Origin of the sequence: Psychromonas sp. B3M02 (genome assembly GCF_003318165.1) — a bacterium.
GTDB lineage: Bacteria > Pseudomonadota > Gammaproteobacteria > Enterobacterales > Psychromonadaceae > Psychromonas.
Genome location: NZ_QOCB01000055.1, coordinates 1 through 17,800, shown reverse-complemented (window position 1 = coordinate 17,800; position 17,800 = coordinate 1). Strand labels below are relative to the sequence as shown.

15 protein-coding genes are annotated in these 17,800 nt (G+C 36.8%); 6 read left to right on the top strand and 9 right to left on the bottom strand.

Going from position 1 to position 17,800, the window contains the following annotated elements; all coding sequences use genetic code 11:
- Nucleotides 1–195: 195 nt before the first annotated feature.
- From DS885_RS07170 to DS885_RS17510, 3 genes are all read right to left on the bottom strand, one after another.
- Nucleotides 196–954, bottom strand: coding sequence for a DUF3307 domain-containing protein (locus DS885_RS07170; protein WP_113818750.1), 759 nt, complete (start codon nucleotides 952–954; stop codon nucleotides 196–198).
- The gene (locus DS885_RS07165) at nucleotides 947–1,597 is read right to left on the bottom strand and encodes a hypothetical protein (protein ID WP_113818749.1); all 651 of its coding nucleotides are present in this window, start codon (nucleotides 1,595–1,597) and stop codon (nucleotides 947–949) included. The genes DS885_RS07170 and DS885_RS07165 overlap by 8 nt, the downstream gene beginning before the upstream one ends.
- A gap of 247 nt (nucleotides 1,598–1,844) precedes the next feature.
- Nucleotides 1,845–2,012: a hypothetical protein gene (locus DS885_RS17510; protein ID WP_181817723.1), complete on the bottom strand. Its 168-nt coding sequence runs from the start codon at nucleotides 2,010–2,012 to the stop codon at nucleotides 1,845–1,847.
- Between the two features lie 359 nt (nucleotides 2,013–2,371).
- Between DS885_RS17510 and DS885_RS07160 the strand changes: the two genes are divergently transcribed.
- The gene (locus tag DS885_RS07160) at nucleotides 2,372–4,519 is read left to right on the top strand and encodes a tetratricopeptide repeat-containing diguanylate cyclase (RefSeq protein ID WP_113818748.1); all 2,148 of its coding nucleotides are present in this window, start codon (nucleotides 2,372–2,374) and stop codon (nucleotides 4,517–4,519) included.
- A 92-nt stretch (nucleotides 4,520–4,611) separates the two neighbouring features.
- Here DS885_RS07160 and DS885_RS07155 read toward each other — a convergent pair whose 3' ends face one another.
- The 4 genes from DS885_RS07155 to DS885_RS07140 all read right to left on the bottom strand — a co-directional run bounded on the left by DS885_RS07155 (nucleotide 4,612) and on the right by DS885_RS07140 (nucleotide 9,436).
- A complete protein-coding gene (locus DS885_RS07155; protein WP_113818747.1) occupies nucleotides 4,612–6,612 on the bottom strand; it encodes a CHASE2 domain-containing protein in 2,001 nt (666 codons plus the stop codon).
- Between the two features lie 9 nt (nucleotides 6,613–6,621).
- A complete protein-coding gene (locus DS885_RS07150) occupies nucleotides 6,622–7,215 on the bottom strand; it encodes an OmpA family protein (RefSeq protein WP_113818746.1) in 594 nt (197 codons plus the stop codon).
- A gap of 3 nt (nucleotides 7,216–7,218) precedes the next feature.
- Nucleotides 7,219–7,662, bottom strand: coding sequence for a FecR family protein (locus DS885_RS07145; protein WP_181817721.1), 444 nt, complete (start codon nucleotides 7,660–7,662; stop codon nucleotides 7,219–7,221).
- Nucleotides 7,663–7,954: 292 nt separating this feature from the next.
- A complete protein-coding gene (locus tag DS885_RS07140) occupies nucleotides 7,955–9,436 on the bottom strand; it encodes a carboxypeptidase M32 (RefSeq protein ID WP_113818744.1) in 1,482 nt (493 codons plus the stop codon).
- 586 nt (nucleotides 9,437–10,022) lie between these two features.
- Here DS885_RS07140 and DS885_RS07135 point away from each other — a divergent pair.
- Nucleotides 10,023–10,436 (top strand): hypothetical protein, encoded by a 414-nt coding sequence (locus tag DS885_RS07135; RefSeq protein ID WP_113818743.1) that lies wholly within the window; start codon nucleotides 10,023–10,025, stop codon nucleotides 10,434–10,436.
- An 83-nt stretch (nucleotides 10,437–10,519) separates the two neighbouring features.
- Here the strand turns inward: DS885_RS07135 and DS885_RS07130 are convergent, their stop codons facing one another.
- Nucleotides 10,520–11,251: a DUF5020 domain-containing protein gene (locus tag DS885_RS07130; RefSeq protein ID WP_113818742.1), complete on the bottom strand. Its 732-nt coding sequence runs from the start codon at nucleotides 11,249–11,251 to the stop codon at nucleotides 10,520–10,522.
- 412 nt (nucleotides 11,252–11,663) lie between these two features.
- On the bottom strand, nucleotides 11,664–12,572 hold the full coding sequence (locus DS885_RS07125) for a LysR substrate-binding domain-containing protein (RefSeq protein WP_113818741.1): 909 nt from the start codon (nucleotides 12,570–12,572) through the stop codon (nucleotides 11,664–11,666).
- Nucleotides 12,573–12,684: 112 nt separating this feature from the next.
- Between DS885_RS07125 and DS885_RS07120 the strand changes: the two genes are divergently transcribed.
- The 4 genes from DS885_RS07120 (at nucleotide 12,685) to DS885_RS07105 (ending at nucleotide 17,702) form a co-directional block, all read left to right on the top strand.
- Nucleotides 12,685–14,679 carry a CocE/NonD family hydrolase gene (locus tag DS885_RS07120; protein WP_113818740.1) on the top strand — a complete coding sequence of 665 codons (1,995 nt, stop codon included), beginning with the start codon at nucleotides 12,685–12,687 and terminating at the stop codon, nucleotides 14,677–14,679.
- Nucleotides 14,680–14,697: 18 nt separating this feature from the next.
- On the top strand, nucleotides 14,698–16,227 hold the full coding sequence (locus DS885_RS07115) for a BCCT family transporter (RefSeq protein WP_113818739.1): 1,530 nt from the start codon (nucleotides 14,698–14,700) through the stop codon (nucleotides 16,225–16,227).
- 210 nt (nucleotides 16,228–16,437) lie between these two features.
- Nucleotides 16,438–16,650, top strand: coding sequence for an alternative ribosome-rescue factor A (locus DS885_RS07110; protein WP_441344258.1), 213 nt, complete (start codon nucleotides 16,438–16,440; stop codon nucleotides 16,648–16,650).
- Nucleotides 16,651–16,985: 335 nt separating this feature from the next.
- Complete coding sequence (locus DS885_RS07105; protein WP_113818737.1) at nucleotides 16,986–17,702, top strand: metal-dependent hydrolase; 717 nt, start codon at nucleotides 16,986–16,988, stop codon at nucleotides 17,700–17,702.
- Nucleotides 17,703–17,800 lie beyond the last annotated feature (98 nt).

Genomic DNA, 17,800 nt, shown 5'->3' with positions numbered 1-17,800 from the left:
ACTTACTATGATTAGTATAAAGCATACATCGCGAAGTTTGATGCCGCTTTTGGTGTTTCAAATATGGTCAACACAACATCAGATGTACCAGTGATATTGTCCGTTATTACGTTAGAATAATTTAGTTTCAAAAAAGCGAGTGTTAAATTAATACTCGCTTTTCCACAACTATTTCCAATGACTTAAAGATTAATATCACTTAATTTTCACACCTAAAGCCAGCGATACTAAAGTACCAACCACTATGGTGATCACCATAGATAACAAGGAACCAATTAAGACATACTCAGTCATGCTACGGTCACCGGATTTACTTAACTCACCAAATCTGAATATTGATTTAGCTGCTAACACAAATCCCACAGCCGCGTAACTGCCTACTAGGGTAAAGGTAAGTATTAATACTCGCTCTAAATAACCGATCAATTCACCACCAGCCACTAACCCATTGGCACTCGTATTATCATTGCAATTGGTAATGGGGTACTTTCTTAACACTGTACCAATCACAACTGAGGTTGGTTTAAGAATTAACAAATAAGCAAAAATCACCATTAAGCCATCAAACAACTTATTATGTTTTAACACACCTTCAATAGTGACACCTTTTACCATATAAAAAGCGATCATCGCCAACAGCAAAAAATACACAGTTTGTTGCATAACAAAGTGAAAGAACTTGCCCTGCTTCTCGGTACTTACTTTCCATAAATCCACAATGAAATGACTAGCCGTGACAATAGCAAGCAAGTAAGCCGTTGTTTTTACATCAAAGGCTAACAACCAAGCTGGCAACAGTATTGCCAAACCATGTAGTAAACAATTGAAATACAATTCAGGTGAACGGATCCCCTTTTCTTTTTTAGCTTCTAGCCACGCTTTTGGTTGCAGGTAAAATTCACAAATGATGTGTATCATTAACAAGGGGATCAAAATATTTAAAAAATCAATCATAGTTAAGCTCCATCACTTGTTGATTAAACTTCAAGTTAAGCGCTTTAATAAGCGACCAACCTGAGGCTTTTAATGATTTACTTGCCGTCGCTGTGGCGATATCCAGTTGCTCCGCTAATTCACTAATGCTTAACTCTTGTTGATTTTGAAACATGGGCAACATCACTTCACATTGTCGCGCAGTTAACTCTGTAAGTTGCTTATCAAGATATTTAAACAATAAATCAAACTGTTCAGTCAGTGTTGGTTTGTCACTATTAAAAAGTAAGCGCTGGTTTTTTATCCCTTTTAATCCTCTACCAGACAGCACAAAGGCTTCACCCATGGATTCAGAAATGGAAGATCTCAGATCAGCGTTTGCTGCAATAGCAAAACTAATACGACAATCAAAGGCTTTACCAAGTGCTTTAATCGCTAGCCGATAAATAATGGTATACCTGAGTGCTTCTTCTATATCATGAATAACAGACTGAAATTCATCACCACGCTCAATGCTGTGAGCATTAGCGCGATTCGCTGTTATTATCCACTTTTGAACATCTTTAATACACAGAATTAATTGTTCATACTGTTTAGCATTCAACTTAGTTGAACTCACAATATCACCGCTGATCACCGCAATCGGTTTGAAAATAGGCTCCACACTAATACTCCTTTTGACATCCAGTCTCTAATTTAGCCGTTTTCATCTAAAAACACAAATTTAGCCATTTACGGCTAAAATTAGAAAGATTGCTATTTTTGGCTAAAGTGTAGTACCAAAACCTATTACTCATACTATCCATTCTGCGGGTAAACATCATGACCAGCTAATAACATAATTACAGCGTTCATTACTCGGTGAAGATAGTTAGGGAAATTATGAAGGAGTTTATTTATTGAAGGGAGGATTAGCTGTGTTGTAAATAATCATCTTTCACTTCCATCTCATACACTGTTTTTGATGAAGCGATACAATCCCTCATATTCTTTCTGCCTAAAACAAACTGTTCATTGCTAAATGTATGCTGCTCAGCCCAAACTTCACGACTCGGCCATTGTGCATAACCAACAAGCACAAATTAATAAATGCCCTTGGTTGGTGCTAACCAAAAACGGCTAAAATCCTCAGACAAACCAGGTTTAATTGTAAATTCGTATACAGCAATGAAGATAGAGTTTCCTTTGGTGTTTAATAACCACAATAAAGTCAAAACAGAGAATTAAATTAAACTTCTCTGTTTATGTTACTGCTGCGCATTTAAAATTGTATTTACTTTGCAAAACATTGATTTAGATACTCATAAATGAGTAATTTTGTACTAGAATAATAGAGGTGGGATTTATTCACATAAGGATGTGTAGCTCACTTAGATAACGGGCTGCTATATGGCACAGAAAGTGACTTTATATTACTCTAATTTTAGGCTTATCTTATATGTATTTCAAAAACTTAAATATAAGTTCTCCTCAAATATACTTAAGCAGGATGCTGGCGGTATTTGTACTTGTTGTTATGTCATCTCACCTACTTGCACTAAGCAACACAACTGAATCATCTTCAGAAAAGACGATAACTACCGATCAAACCATCAACATTCAATTGGATGGCATTAAGTCACTTATAAAACAAAAAGATTATGCGGCAGCGCAGTTAATGGTTAATCTCTTATTCGATGAAGTTAATGAGCAGAACAATTCAATTAAGCAGATTGAGCTCTATACCCTTTCTGGAAAGCTTTACTATAAACAAAAACAATTTTACAAAGCGATTAATCAATTTGAAAAAGGGATTACATTAATTACAGCAAAAGACGATCAATCTAAGAAAACATTAGCCGGCTTGTATCATGAAATTGCACAGAGTTATAAACACTTACAGAATATTCCAAACTCTATTGAAAATTATGAAAAAGGTTTAAAAATACAAAAAGAAAGAAAAGATAATTTTTTTATCGCAATGGCTTTAAAAAACATTGCAATGGCTCAGAACAAACAGCAAAACTATATGAAAGCGCTGGAATTGGCTCAAAAAAGTTTAGCCATTCTAGAATCAGGTAAATGGCCTTTACGCCATGCACAAGTACTACTCATTACGGGAATTATTTACCGAAATATAGGCCACTATGAGAAATCATTGGATTATATTCAACAAGCGAAAGCTATTTATGAACAAGAAGATGATATACAACATTTAGCCGAAGTTGATAATCAAATAGGTTTGATCTACACCAGTTTAGATCAGTTAAACAATGCGAAGTCTTTTTATCAACAAACCCTAGATTTACCTATTGAAAGCGTTAAACCTGAAACCCGTGCAGCTGCATTTCGTGAATTAGGCGTCATTAGTTACCACCAAGGTAAACTAACAGAATCTAAAAAAATGTTACGCTCTGCTCAGGATATTTACGAATCTATGACTAAACTATCAAAAACCACGCGTATCGAATTGTTATTAGGACGTAATTATCTACAACAAGGCAAGCTTGTTACTGCAAGGAGTTATTTTAAGCAGTCATATGCTTTAGCCAGTGAATTTAAGCAAATTGAATTACAAATTGAATCACTTAATTACTTAGGTGAAGTTTTGATCAAAGACGACATTGATCAGGCTATCTCTTTATTTGAAAAAGCATTAACCCTCTCCTCCGAGAAAGTAGATGCTAAAGATCAAAAAATGAAAACTTATCAATGGTTAAAAGAGATTGAAAAACAAAGAGGTAACCTAGAAAAATCGCTTGAATACTCAGAAAAAAGATACCAATTATCATTAGCTATTCAACAGGAGCGCGAAAACTTAGACTTTACTAAAAACCAAGTTATTTTAGCCTCTTTTAAATTAGAGATGGAGCTTGAAGGGTTACGCGAGAATGCGGAGTTGAATACCTTAAAGTTAACCAAGCAACAAAATGAACTCGCTATCATGAAGCAGTTGCAACAAATATCTGAATTAGAAATTAAGAAAAATCGTTTTGCTAATTGGTTGCTGATCACCCTACTGCTGGTATTTTCTTTGCTTGCTTTGTATATGCTATATCAATATAAAAATACCCGTGCAAAAAATAAAGAGCTTGATTATTTAGCCTCAAGAGACCCCTTAACCAACTGTTTTAATCGACGAGTATTATACCTACGCTTTAACAAAAGCCTTGAACAGCAGGAAACACTGCAGCACTACTCAGTGATATTAGCTGATATAGATTCGTTTAAAGCGATAAATGATACATACGGCCACACCACTGGCGATCAAGTCATACAAGGCGTAGCTAACATTTTACAAAACAATACTAGTGAGCATGATACGGTAGCGAGATTTGGCGGTGAAGAGTTTTGCATTTTACTGCCTAATGCTAAACAAGAGGACGCTGAAAAAGTAGCTGAAAAGATGCGTCTTGAAATAGAAAATAGCCGCTACGAGTCAGTTAAAGTGACCTGTAGTTTTGGTATTGCCTCCTTGAATCATCAAGTGGAATCTAACTTAACCTTAATTGAGCGTGCGGATATGGCGTTATATCAATCGAAATACCAAGGTAGAAATCAAGTATCAGTATGGCAGCGTCAAGACATAGATTCAAAGGAGTCATAGACACATTTGAAACACTATAAGTTAAAAGAATTAAGGTATTTAGTATTAGGTTCAACTACTTTACTAGCGGGTTGCAAATCCGCAGTTTTTAACTAGTCATGTATCGTCTGTGCGATATAAAGTAAATCTGCTTTGATTTCGATAAAGGCGTCAACGACATCAGGATCAAAGTGGCTGCCTGAAGCTTGTTTAATATAATTAAAGGTATCGTCAAACCCTACTGCCTTTTTATATATACGTTTGTTTATCAACGCATCAAATACATCTGCCACTGCCATCACTCTTGCTGACAGCGGTATAGTATCGCCTTTCAACCCAACTGGATAACCACTTCCATCCCACTTTTCATGATGATAATTGGCAATTTCTATAGCAATGTTAAGGTAAGGATTCGGCCCTAACTTTTTAATTGTTTGTCTTAAGATATCCGCCCCTAATGTGGCATGTGTTCTCATGATCACCAGTTCATCGGCAGATAATTTACCAGGTTTGAGTAAGATATGGTCGGGAATACCTACTTTACCTATATCGTGCAATGGTGAAGCAGCAGAGATAAATTTAATGTAATCATCATTAATTTGATGTTTGTATTTAGGTTTTGTTTGTAGCTGTTTAATCAGCGCTTGCACATATAACCGAGTCCTAGTTATATGCCCACCTGTTTCAGAATCTCTTAATTCCGCTACCGTCGCCATACAATCAATAATTGATAGATTAGCGTTAGCAATGGCATCTTGAACAGAGGCTAACTGTCGTTCTGCGCAATAATGTTTTAATGTCATGATTCCAATGAAAACTGTGATTAAACTGATAATAGCGATAAATGGGGAAAAGTACACTTGTGTAGTATAAAGAAAAATAGCTGGTAAAAAGGACAATACAAATAGTAAACAAACGGCCGATATATTTAAGACATTAACGCTTTTACATATCATTAATAAAGACAGCATTGCCCCAACTAGCAGGATAATGATCGATTCAGCAGCTTCAAACCACACCGGTATTGTTAACACATCGCCACTGATTACATTGTCAATTATCGTTGCATGTAACTCTATGTTAGGGAAAACAGGATCCAAGTAAGTATTAGAAATATCATTCAATGCTGACGCTGTAGCTCCAACTAGCACTACTTTCCCGGTAAAATAATCGGGTGAAATAGCACCACTCAATAATTTTAGTATTGGAATCGTCTGATAATGGCGCCCTTTTCCCCTAAAATTGATAAGCGCATCACCAGATTGATCAACTGGAATATGATTGTTCTGTAGATCAATAACTGGCCCTAACAGGTCATTAGTAATAGAAAAATCACTGCCAAACATAACCGTTAAGCCAGCCAAAGATAGACTTGGCATTAGTTTTTTCTGGTATTGTTTAACAATAGGTATCCGCCTAACTAGACCATCTTTATCTATACTTGGATTAATAAACCCGGTTGCTGCACTATGTTGATAAAACTGTTGTAAAGGGCAAATAATGCCTTGGTACTGCTCGGAATTAAGGTTAGGTAAACGACTAGTTTGTTTCTCTGTAACGATTTGTTTATTACTGACTTGTTTGATATCACTATTAACGCACTGTCCTTGCTGTTTCACTGTATGTTGAGAAAGTAATGAAGGCATGATAACAGGAGCACCATCAATGACCTGTGAAAAGTAAGCATCATAATCCTTTAAACCTGGTGGGATAGATGATAAATCTAAATCGATAGCAAATCGTGAAGCAAAGAGTTGTTGAATATTTATGAGGGAAGAACCATCTTTCTCTGCTAATAATATATCCATCAAAATAGAGGATGGTCTGCCTTCAATAATAAGACGTAACGCTTCAGCAATTTGAAAACGAGGCCATGGCCACTGCCCAATGGTTTCTATACTTTGGTCATCAATATCAATAATGATGATGCTATCGTTAGGCTCAGATTGTGGATAATGACTATTATAAAAATCGTATACTTTCCAGTCTAATACTCTCTCATTAATCGGCGTTGATATTGTGTAATAAGCAAACAAAGCAGTAATAATAAAACCGACTAATGACGGTAAGTACTTTGTTGGTTGAGTAAACATAGCAGTTAAGATGCTTCTCATAGAAATGAGTTACCAAATTTCAACTTCGACCCGTCTATTTTGTGGTTCAACCTCTTTATCAGACTTAATCAGTGGGTCATTTTCTCCATATGAATCGATTCTATATTCAGCCCCTGTAATATTCTCAGACTGTAATAATTTAGCGACAGAATTTGCTCTATCATTAGAAAGCTTCAAGTTGTATTCACTGCTTCCCGCTGCATCAGAATGACCAATGATATTGATAATAGGTGATTTTCTGGCCTTAGCGGCTTCAATAATGCTGGGTATTAAAATTTGCGATTCATTAAGTAATACTGCCCCATTACTTTCAAAATAGAGTAGAAAGTTATCGGGTTTTTCAGGTTGAATAGCAAACAAATCAGCGTGCTCAGACTTTATACTTTCCAAGTCGACTTGTTCTGGCTGTGTCGGTAAATCATCATTAGAAGTAACCATTACAGCATAACCTTGCTGATCAACCTGTTGCGAGCCTGATTCATTTAGGACAATTATTTTACTATTTTCTTTGTCATCAGGCAGTAACGTCACCGTTGTGATTGTTGACTGGGTTGCGCTTAATATCGCTACCACAGTAAAGGTAATTAAAATGAAGATTTCCATATTTTACTCCACCTCCACTAGGAATTTTGTACCACGCACACCAATCGTGGCTTCTGGTGTTTGTACTTTAATTGAATCTGGAGATAGTTCACCAAGTTTGCCCGATGAATAGATAGCGCAGCCTTTCTCAATCATCACATCAAAGGAATACTGTTTTTGTTTAGGAGAGAATAAGTAACGATTAATAATAACTTGGGAGCTTGGGCCGATAGATAATTGCGTACCATCGATAAACACGAGACCAATATTACTATGGTCCTGTGTTGCGATCAGATAACCCTCGTAAAGTTTATCATTTACTTGAGCGACAAATGTGCTTGAGCCAACTTGGATTGATACCTTGCCTTGCAGCGTTTTTATAGTACCAATGAACGCTGGATCTGCATGCGCAGAAAAGCAAGATAGAGAAAGCGCCAATATGACGTAAGAAAATACTCTGGTTCCCATACAAATCCCTTTAGCATGATGAATTGAATACATTTCAGTTATGAAAGCATAAATCTATAATAGACACACAAAATAATAATACAATAGCATTTAAATATAAGTATGTAGAAAGTGATCTGTTTTACTAAATGATGGAGTTTAAATTAAGGGTATGAATTATTAATCAGCAACTTTCCTTTAGAATTTAACAGGTTATTTCCTCAAAATAGCAACAAAACAAGTTGTTTTATTAGTTAATAAAGAAGGCTAAACAAGCTCGTGAATAGCCTTATCGTTTACATTACTTCTATTTTTACAAATAACGTGTTTCTAAATGCTTTTTAAAGTGTGCAACATTTAAGGTTTCGCCCGTAGCACGTTTGATCAATTCATCGGTAGTATGCAGTGAAGCCTGTGACCAAATATTATCACTTAACCATTTAAAAATTGGGCTTAGGTCACCGCTTTTAATTGCACCGTCAATATCAACCGTTTGCTGCATGGTTGCTTTATATTGTGCGGCATACATGGCACCTAATGTGTAAGATGGGAAGTAACCAAAAGCACCATCAGTCCAATGAATATCTTGCATACAGCCATTTTGATAATTACCTTGCGTAGACAGTCCCAGTGACGCTTTCATTTTTTCGTCCCATAACGCAGGCACATCGCTGTGTTCAATAACTCCATTGATTAGATCACGCTCTATTTCATAACGCATAACCACATGAGCAGGATAAGTTAACTCATCAGCATCAACACGAATAAAACCTTTTTCAACTTGAGTATAAATTTTATAAAGATTGTCCTCTGCAAATACTGGATCTTGATGAGCATTAAAAGCATCAGCAGAGAGTTGCGACAAATGAGAAATAAACGGTTTACTGCGACCAATTTGCATCTCAAAAAACAGCGATTGGGACTCATGCACACCCATTGAGCGCGCTTCACCAACAGGCAAACCAGCAAAGGCTTTTGGTAAACCTTGCTCGTAACGTGCATGCCCTGTTTCGTGAACAATCCCCATTAGTGCTTGTACAAAATCTTTCTCATCATAACGAGTGGTAATTCGCACATCCGATGGTACACCACCACAAAATGGGTGAACACTTTGGTCCAGTCGACCATGATCAAAATCAAACTTCAGTAGTTTCATGGTTTCAACACCTAAGGCTTTTTGACTTGCTGTCGAAAAAGAACCCGAAGGCATAATGACCGATTGTGACTGTTGTTTATCTAAGGCTTTTTCGATTAATTCTGGTAACCAGATTTTTACATCTGAAAATAAAGTGTCTAATGAAGCCGTTGTTGTGCCTGGTTCATATTTGTCAAGCATCGCATCATAAGGCGTTAAACCCAGTGCTTCACTACGAATTTTGGCTTCTTCACGGGAGAGTTTAACCACCTCTTTCCAGTTCTTTTCAAAACCTACCCAGTCATTCGCTGGACGTTGTGAGCGCCATGCATGTTCACATTTAGATCCGGCAATAGACTGAGCTTGTACTAGGTCTTCAGGTACTATGGTTGCCTGTTGCCATTGTCGTTTCATTTCACGTAAGCTAGATTGCTGTTCGCTACTTAAAGATTCCTGTTGAGCTTTATCAAACCACTCACCAAGTTGTGGTTGTGTTGATAGACGGTGTACATGTACCGATAATTCAGCCATTGCTTGTGAACGAGCATCATTACCACCAGCAGGCATATTCGCAGCTGCATCCCAGCCCAACATGGATTGAGCATGATTAAAGTGGTTAATGGTTTGGTAATGCGCAGTAAGTTGGTCGTAGTTTGACATAATCTATTCGCTTCCTATTTTATTTCGGCTTTATCGACAACATATTATTACAGTATTGAATATTGGAACAGTGGTGAATGCGTTTGCGAATAATTGAACAGGTTTGATTCGAAAAAATACCGTAACTACCAAGCTTCAAAAATAAATTTATCAGGCTATTTACAATAGTCTTTAAAACAATCAGTGTTGCCATAGCTTTAACTTCATGTAGTACTATAAATAACATGAAAGGTGTTAAAGCAATGAAAAGTGCCTTCAATGCCAATGAGGAAAAAATTAAGCTATTTGAGAAAGGAGAGCATCAAGCGACTCATATTGAAGAAAAATAATCGGAGATTCAATCACAATAATAACCACCGAAGGTGCAAAATTGGAAGACCACTTATTATAGGAAATCGTACATTTACCTTCAGCGCCCCTGGTAATATAGAAAAACGTTTTACATATATAACGAAAACTACTCCCTCCCCAACAACTTGGGTGCAAAACAACCATTATTGTATATTGATAATCAAATAAACATAAAATATCATCAGTGTTATTGAAATTATTAAAATTATGAAAATTTGTTTGTTGAGGGGCCCACATGAAAAAGATGAAAACACTATTATTTGCGTTATGCGTAGCGCCATTAATTATTATTGATAGCGCGCACTCTGACACAATGAAAATGGAGCAATGTAGCCGTCTTGAAATAAACCAAATATATCAGCATGACCAATCGAAAAACCCGCAAACGACTTCACAATTATATGGTAAACAGATTACAACGTTAAATAATATTGCAGAAAAAGAAGGGTTACATACATTAAGTATAATACCAGTAAACCCTGAACACGCTACAGATGATGAGATTATCGATAAATCAGAGCTCGCTATTTTAATGACCTTCACTGGAAGTAATGACAATCAGATTCTTGATAAGATCAATGCAGATTTAAAACCATTAAACTTTACATACTCTTCATTAATATTGAAAAAAGTGAGTTGTAACGTCTAGTCATCAGTATTTCCCAGGAATCTGCAAACATTTGAGCAATAAAAAACGAAGCATGCCGCTTCGTTTTTTTATTTGCTAGTTTATTAGAAATGCCATTTGACTAATAAGTTAGGGTTATTCTCTGTTTCCCCATCGACACCAAATTTATTTTTCCAATAAACATATTCAATACCAACATCTAAACGCCCTGTTTTTAAATCTAACATAGGAGCAATATTGTATTTGATTTGTGGAGTGAAATTAAAGCCAGCTTCAGTATCACCAAATGCAGTATCAGCAGAATCAACAATATCCAGGAAACCATCAAAACGGAAATTACCTTTATCAAACTGCCAAGTCACAGTTAATTGATTGTTATCCCCTCTATCAATACCTAGATCATCCTGAAAGCGACGATAATAAGTGATATTAAAATAGTTAGCACCAGGTACTGCAAGACTAACCCCTAAACCCATTAAATAGTTATTAAAATTAGAATCCCCAGAACTAAACTCTACTTGTGTGGCTAAAAATACACTCTTTAGCAAGCTATCATCTTTATATAAAGTAGGATTAATGCTGAATTCACCGTAGGTGTCATCCGGATTGCTTAGCCTATCGACAAACAAGAAGGTTCCCCCCCAATTATGCCCAGAGGCATGCTCAAAGGTAAACACCTTACGTGTATCTTCAGTACTTGAAAATGGATCGACATATTCACTTCCTACCAAACCACTTAAACTAAAATCTGACCATAGTTGTTCCGCTGAGGCATTTGTAATATGGCATGCTAACACCGGCAGAATGGCTAATTTTCCGATTGTTGTAAGTTTCATATATTCCCTTATTAATAGTTAAAATATCATAGGTTGTTCTACCCGCAATTGGGTTAAGTTACTTTTAGACTTCAAAGTATTGAACAACAGGTCAAGTTAACTAGATATCGCAAGTTTTGATCCAATTTTTATCTCATTAATAAAATTAATTTAAGTATTTGAATATACAATAATTAAATTCAGAAAATGGACTTGAAGCTAAAATTTAAGGGGACAGAGTGGTTTACAAGCATGGTGCACAAGCCCTATTTCAGTGCAGATTGTGTACAATATTAAAGGTATATAGGTGCATAAAAAGTATCAAGACGAATGACTAATTTGTTATTAGTCCGCAATATCAGAGAGCATGTTAAAAAGTAAAACGAGTTATTTTAATTTTTCTAATCATTCGTTTTCTAAGCATAGGGCAGCATTATCGATATCCACTCTCTTGCTGCTGTACCCATCCAACAAAGGTTTTAGCGGCTAGGTTATTCTCTTGGTCTGCAATGTGTAAAAAATAGGCCTTTTCTTGGAACTCCATATAATCAGTAACACTCACTAATTCACCTTTAGCAATTAACTCTGACACATGCCAGTCCCACACTAAAGCAATGCCAGTATCATTAATCGCGGCTTGGATAACGGCAACTTGATCGTCAACCATTAACGCATTGTTAGGTATACGATAAGTTAGCCCAGCTTTATTTGCCCAGGACTGCCACCCCTCCCAGAATGACATCTCTTTTTTAAGCATGATCAGAGGTTGATCGAAGATGCTTTGCAAGTCGATATATCCGCCATGGCTTTCTAAAAACTTCGGACTGCATACCAATTGAATCCGCTCTGCAAATATTTGCTGACAATTTTCATTAGCTGTTGCAATCGTAGCGTAATAGAAAGTCACATCATAATGTTCGCTAGCATCGATATGACGTTCATTACTGATAGTGATATTCAACATAATCTCAGGATGAGCTTGCCTAAACTGTTCTATTTTTGGCAATAACCAAAAGTGCATAAAACATGGACCCACTTCTAAGTTAAGTGTCACTGCAGTACTGGAGTTATCTAATATTTTGGTCTCTTCAGAAAGTATGTCTAACGCTTCTTTTACTCTTTGCAAATATTGGTAACCCTGAGCGGTTAATTGCACACCTTGTTTAGAACGTGTAAATAACTGGATATTTAAAAAATTTTCAAGATTTTTTACCTGTTTACTTACCGCTGTAGTGGTTACACAGAGTTCATCAGCAGCTTTAGTTAAGCTTCCCAAACGCGCTGCTGACTCAAACACTAATAGGTATCCTGTTGGTGGAATTAACCTAGACTTTATAGACACTTTAATAACCTTCCTTAACTTTAAGTTAAAGGTATATTAACTAAATAACGATTTACTAACAAATCTATCTGTCTAGTATCTTCTCAACCTTACAGAAAGAAGATTGAAATCAATGATTAAAGTGAAAGAAATCCGTCACGATTGGATAACGTTACCCGATGGTACCCGTTTAGCTTTTCGTGCTTGGCTTCCAGACAATGCCGTATTACAGCCTGTTCCAGCCATTTTAGAATTTTTGCCCTACCGTAAGAGTGATGGCACTGTCGTCCGTGATGAATTAACTATGGCGCAAACTGCTGCACAAGGTTATGCCTGTATTCGAGTTGATTTACGTGGCTGTGGTGAGTCTGATGGTTTCTTTGACGATGAATACTCAGCACAAGAGTTACAAGATGGCTGTGATGTTATTGCTTGGATAGCAGCTCAGGATTGGTGTGATGGTAACTTAGGTATGGTTGGTATTTCCTGGGGTGGATTCAACTCTTTGCAAATTGCAGCGCTTAAACCACCTGCTTTAAAGGCCATTATCACGCAATGCTCTACCGATGATCGTTACAATCGAGATATTCACTTTGAAGGTGGTTGTTTATTAAATGACAACATGGGCTGGGCTGCTTTTTTCTGGGCTTACGCACAAGCACGCTCTCCCGACCCATTATTGATAGATCAAGATTGGAAAGCCGTATGGTTGGATAGATTAGAGAATATGCCACAATTGGCAACGCCTTGGTTATCACATCAAACGCGTGATGAGTACTGGCAACATGGCTCAGTTTGTGAAGATTACTCTGCCATTGAAATCCCTGTGTATGCTATAGGAGGCTGGGCAGATGGTTACCGCGACACTGTATTTAATCTGTTAACTCATTTAAGCGGCCCTAAAAAAGGTCTCATTGGACCATGGGCGCATAAGTACCCTAATATTGCTTTTCCTAACCCGAAAATTGATTATGTTAAAGAATCTGTACGTTGGTGGGATCGTTGGTTAAAACAGATCGATAACAAAATTGATCAAGAACCCGCATTACAATATTACTTACAAGACAGTGTCGCTCCACAAACAGATTATGACTTCCGTGCTGGTACTTGGGTCAGTGAGTCAAACTGGCCATCACCTAATACTCATTTACAAACATGGCATTTATCTCCACAAGGGTTAAGCACAGAACAACAACTGACTGACCATTCAGTGTCAATCTATTCTCCTCAAACCACTGGCTTAGACGGCGGCAGTTTCTGTGTGGGTATTCGAATTGATATGGAACAACCCGGTGATCAGCGAGCTGATGATGCAGGCTCTTTAGTTTTCGACTCCGAGACGCTCAGCGAAGAGATGCCAATTGCAGGTCAAATAGCGGCGCAATTTGCATTGAGCAGTGATAAACCCCAAGCTAATTTGGTGGTACGTGTTTCTGATGTGCATCCAAATGGCGAAGTGACGCGAATTACTTATGGTGTATTGAATTTAACACATCGAGATAGTCATGAAACACCGGAAGCGCTAATCCCTGGACATGAATATGATGTGAACATGACACTTAATGCAATGGCTTATGTAGTCCCTAAAGGCCATAAGTTACGCGTAGCTGTATCTACTGCTTACTGGCCACTCATCTGGCCAAACCCAGAACAAGCGACATTAAGTTTTAATACTCAAAAATGTTCAATCACTGTGCCACTTAATCAACACCCTACTGTCAGTGAAAACATACCTGCTTATGACAAACCGGTTACTTTTGATGGCAAAGAACTAGCGGCTTCAGAGAGTAAACGCGTTGTTCATAAAGATTACAAAACCGGCATTACTACACTGGAAACGCGTGAAGACTTTGGCTGTCAATTTTATGAATCTGCACAAAGTGATATTCAGTTCATTATGGACCAGCAGCAATCCGTCCATCGCAGTGACCCATTAAGCGCAAAAAATGAAATCAAGGTGCAAGTTGATATGGGCAGAGAGGGTTGGAGAACCACTATCAAAGGTCACTATGTAATGACCTGCGATAAAGAAAACTTTTACCTGCAAGTGCAATGGCAAGCTTATCAAGATCAAACACTGATCTTCAGTAAATATTTTAACGACACAATAAAACGAAATTTTATATAACTAACTCAAGGATGAAATATGATTAAAACAATAAGACCCTTGGTGTTTTTACCTACCTTTTTGATATTAGCCGCCGCATTAATATTAAGCTTGGTAGATCTAGACACCTTCATTAAGGTAACGGGTGACCTTAACAGTAGTATTTTAAAGAACTTTTCATGGTTATTTAGCTTAGGAAGTTTCTACTTACTAGGTTTAGTTGTAGTGACCTACTTTTCTAAACTAGGTAATGTACGAATCGGTGGTGAAGGCAGTCAACCAATGATCAAAAAACCACAATGGTTTATGATCGTACTTTGTACTACCTTTGCCGTGGGTGTTCTATTCTGGACAACCGCAGAACCTATCTATCACTTGCATGCTCCACCAGCTAGCTTTGGTATAGAAGCTGCAAGCCCTAACGCTACTTTATTTGCTTTCTCTGCTATGTTTTTACATTGGGGACCAACGCCTTACGCAATTTATTGTGTACCAGGGTTAATTTTTGCTTTGGCTTTCCATAATTTGAAAATGCCTTTTTCAATTTCAAGTTCATTACGCCCTGCATTTGGACGTCTAATTACCCCTGTTGTGGCAAATATTATCGACTCATTAGCTTTGTATTCTCTAGTGGTTGGCATGGCTTCTTCATTGGGTACGGGTGTATTAACGCTATTAGGCGGTATCAGTCAGTACATTGATATTGAACGTAATGCATTAACCTTAGGGATCATTACAGCAATTATTGTTGGTACTTTTATTTTGTCTGCTATTAGTGGATTAATTAAAGGTATTGCACGTTTATCTAAAATTAACTTTTGGATGCTGATTGCCCTCTTTGTGTTTATCTTTTTCTGTGGGCCAACCCTGTATATTTTATCAATTGGCGTTGAAGGCTTAGGTGCCTTTTTACAAAGCTTCTTTCGTTTAAGTTTGTTTACAGGACAAGCTGCGAATGACCCTTGGCCACAATGGTGGAGTGTATTCTATTGGGCAGTTTGGTTTGCTTGGGCACCAATTACAGCGATGTTCTTAGGTAAAATATCGCGTGGTTATACGGTTAAAGAATTCATTCAAGTCAATGTTATTTACCCAAGTTTATTTGTATTCCTATGGATATCAGTATTCTCAGGTACCGCTATTTTCATGGACACACAAAGTGCCGGTGAACTTTATAATGTATTAAATAATGAAGGCATTGAACAACTGCTTTATTACATTATGAATGATTTGCCATTTAGTGCGATTACCTCGTTCTTCTTGGTACTGATTGCTTTTATCTCTTATGTGACGGCAGCAGATTCAAGTACTGATGCCATTGGTGATTTATGTACTAAAGACTTTACTTCAGAATCTGATGCTAAGACGTCATTACCTATTAAAATACTTTGGGGTACGTTAATAGGGTTAGTCTCTTGGATCATGATCAGCACAGTAGGGATTGATGGTGTTAAAAAACTGTCATACTTAGGTGGATTACCAGCCACTTTAATTATCTTAGCTTGTAGCGCGACGTTAATTCTGTGGATTAAAAAACCAGAGTTAGTTGCCGTGAAAAGTAAAAAATAATAACAATAAAAAAATAATAGATTAGCTAAAAGCTAACATAGTCAATGTGTTATTTAGGCTAACAGAAGTTACTTTCTGTTAGCCTTTTTTATTACTGATTTCTTTGTAAAAATAGTGATTAAAATAGTCAAATAATATTATGAATTTGAAAATTTACTGCTAGACTGCGCACACCTAAATAGGAGAAAAAAGATGGGTAAAAAACAAAAAATGAACAAAATGATGAAATCATCGCCAGGTGTAAACCTTCAAACACAAAAAGCCACAGAGATAGGTCGTGGTACGATTAACCATTCAGCAATGGCGGCTTTAGTCACCAGTAAAGTATTTACTATGCGAGTTGAAAAAGCTAAAAAAGGTAAAGGTTCATTCAGTCGTAAAGCAAAGCATATGGGAAAAGAGAGTTATCAAATAGCGGCTTAGTGCTTAGTACTGACTAAGCTATATTTGATAACCCTCTTTACCAAGATCAACACATTTATATAGATAAACAACCAAGTCATTAACTTAATATGGTAGCGACTTGTTTAATCTCTACCGCGTATTTATCACTAAGTGTCACCACTAATGCAAGTTTAATAACAAGTTAATTATTAATAACTTAAATTAACCCTGCATTTCATTATCTACACAAACCTTATTCGAGTCACTTTCGAATCATTAAATCAGCTTTGATATTCACACTTTGTTTAAAGTTCATTGAACAATGAACTTTTCAGTTGCTAAAATGCCTTATTATTTTCCCATCAAGAGATTCAATGGCAAACTTCAATACTCATCTTAATACTGCAGTGAACGTCACTGGTTTAGGCTCCGCTACTTTATTATCTGCAGGACATACTGATTTAAACGGTGCACTTTGGTTATGGTTTTTAGGTTCAATTGGCGGCTTATTGCCAGATATAGATTCAGATAACTCTACTTCCCTCGATACTATTTTTAATTTATTTGCATTTAGCGCCGTCTTGCTAGTCCTCCATTACATAACGACAGAGTTAATTATTGAAATTAGCTTTATTGAGTTAATCATTGTGCCTTTACTGGTCTACGGATTTATGAAATATATCCTTAGACCTATTTTTGAATGGTTCACAGTACACAGAGGCAGTTGTCACTCTATACTATTTTTAGCTTTCTGTGGATTGTTAACCACACAAGTCACTTGGCAATTGAACAGTCAAGCCACTGTACAAGCAGCAACTTTTGCTTGGTTAGCGGGCGGATTTGTTTTATTGGGCGGGTTGATTCATTTAATGTTGGACGAAATATACAGTGTGGATTTAAGTAACGTAAGAATAAAACGATCTTTTGGAACCGCTTTAAAGCTAGCTGATTTTGATAATAAAATAATCACCCTTGCGTCTATTTTAGCAATAGCTGGTTTAGTTTATATCGCACCACCTACCGAGCAAGCTATTATCTCATTAAGTGATTGGTCTCATTTTAGATTACAATCTTTACACTTTAAATTCTAAGCGGTTTATAAATGCCACTGCGTCATATCGTGACGGTTAAACATGCCCATGACTTTTTTATGGGCATTGCTCACCATAGGCTTATACCAATTGTATTA

Bases quoted from the DNA above. Each gene is read 5' to 3' on its own strand.
- DS885_RS07105 (WP_113818737.1), top strand. From the start codon at position 16,986: ATGGCAAACTTCAATACTCATCTTAATACTGCAGTGAACGTCACTGGT.
- DS885_RS07155 (WP_113818747.1), bottom strand. From the start codon at position 6,612: ATGAGAAGCATCTTAACTGCTATGTTTACTCAACCAACAAAGTACTTA.
- DS885_RS07130 (WP_113818742.1), bottom strand. From the start codon at position 11,251: ATGAAACTTACAACAATCGGAAAATTAGCCATTCTGCCGGTGTTAGCA.
- DS885_RS07120 (WP_113818740.1), top strand. From the start codon at position 12,685: ATGATTAAAGTGAAAGAAATCCGTCACGATTGGATAACGTTACCCGAT.
- DS885_RS07135 (WP_113818743.1), top strand. From the start codon at position 10,023: ATGAAAAAGATGAAAACACTATTATTTGCGTTATGCGTAGCGCCATTA.
- DS885_RS07110 (WP_441344258.1), top strand. From the start codon at position 16,438: ATGAACAAAATGATGAAATCATCGCCAGGTGTAAACCTTCAAACACAA.
- DS885_RS07145 (WP_181817721.1), bottom strand. From the start codon at position 7,662: ATGGGAACCAGAGTATTTTCTTACGTCATATTGGCGCTTTCTCTATCT.
- DS885_RS07150 (WP_113818746.1), bottom strand. From the start codon at position 7,215: ATGGAAATCTTCATTTTAATTACCTTTACTGTGGTAGCGATATTAAGC.
- DS885_RS07115 (WP_113818739.1), top strand. From the start codon at position 14,698: ATGATTAAAACAATAAGACCCTTGGTGTTTTTACCTACCTTTTTGATA.
- DS885_RS07140 (WP_113818744.1), bottom strand. From the start codon at position 9,436: ATGTCAAACTACGACCAACTTACTGCGCATTACCAAACCATTAACCAC.
- DS885_RS07160 (WP_113818748.1), top strand. From the start codon at position 2,372: ATGTATTTCAAAAACTTAAATATAAGTTCTCCTCAAATATACTTAAGC.
- DS885_RS07170 (WP_113818750.1), bottom strand. From the start codon at position 954: ATGATTGATTTTTTAAATATTTTGATCCCCTTGTTAATGATACACATC.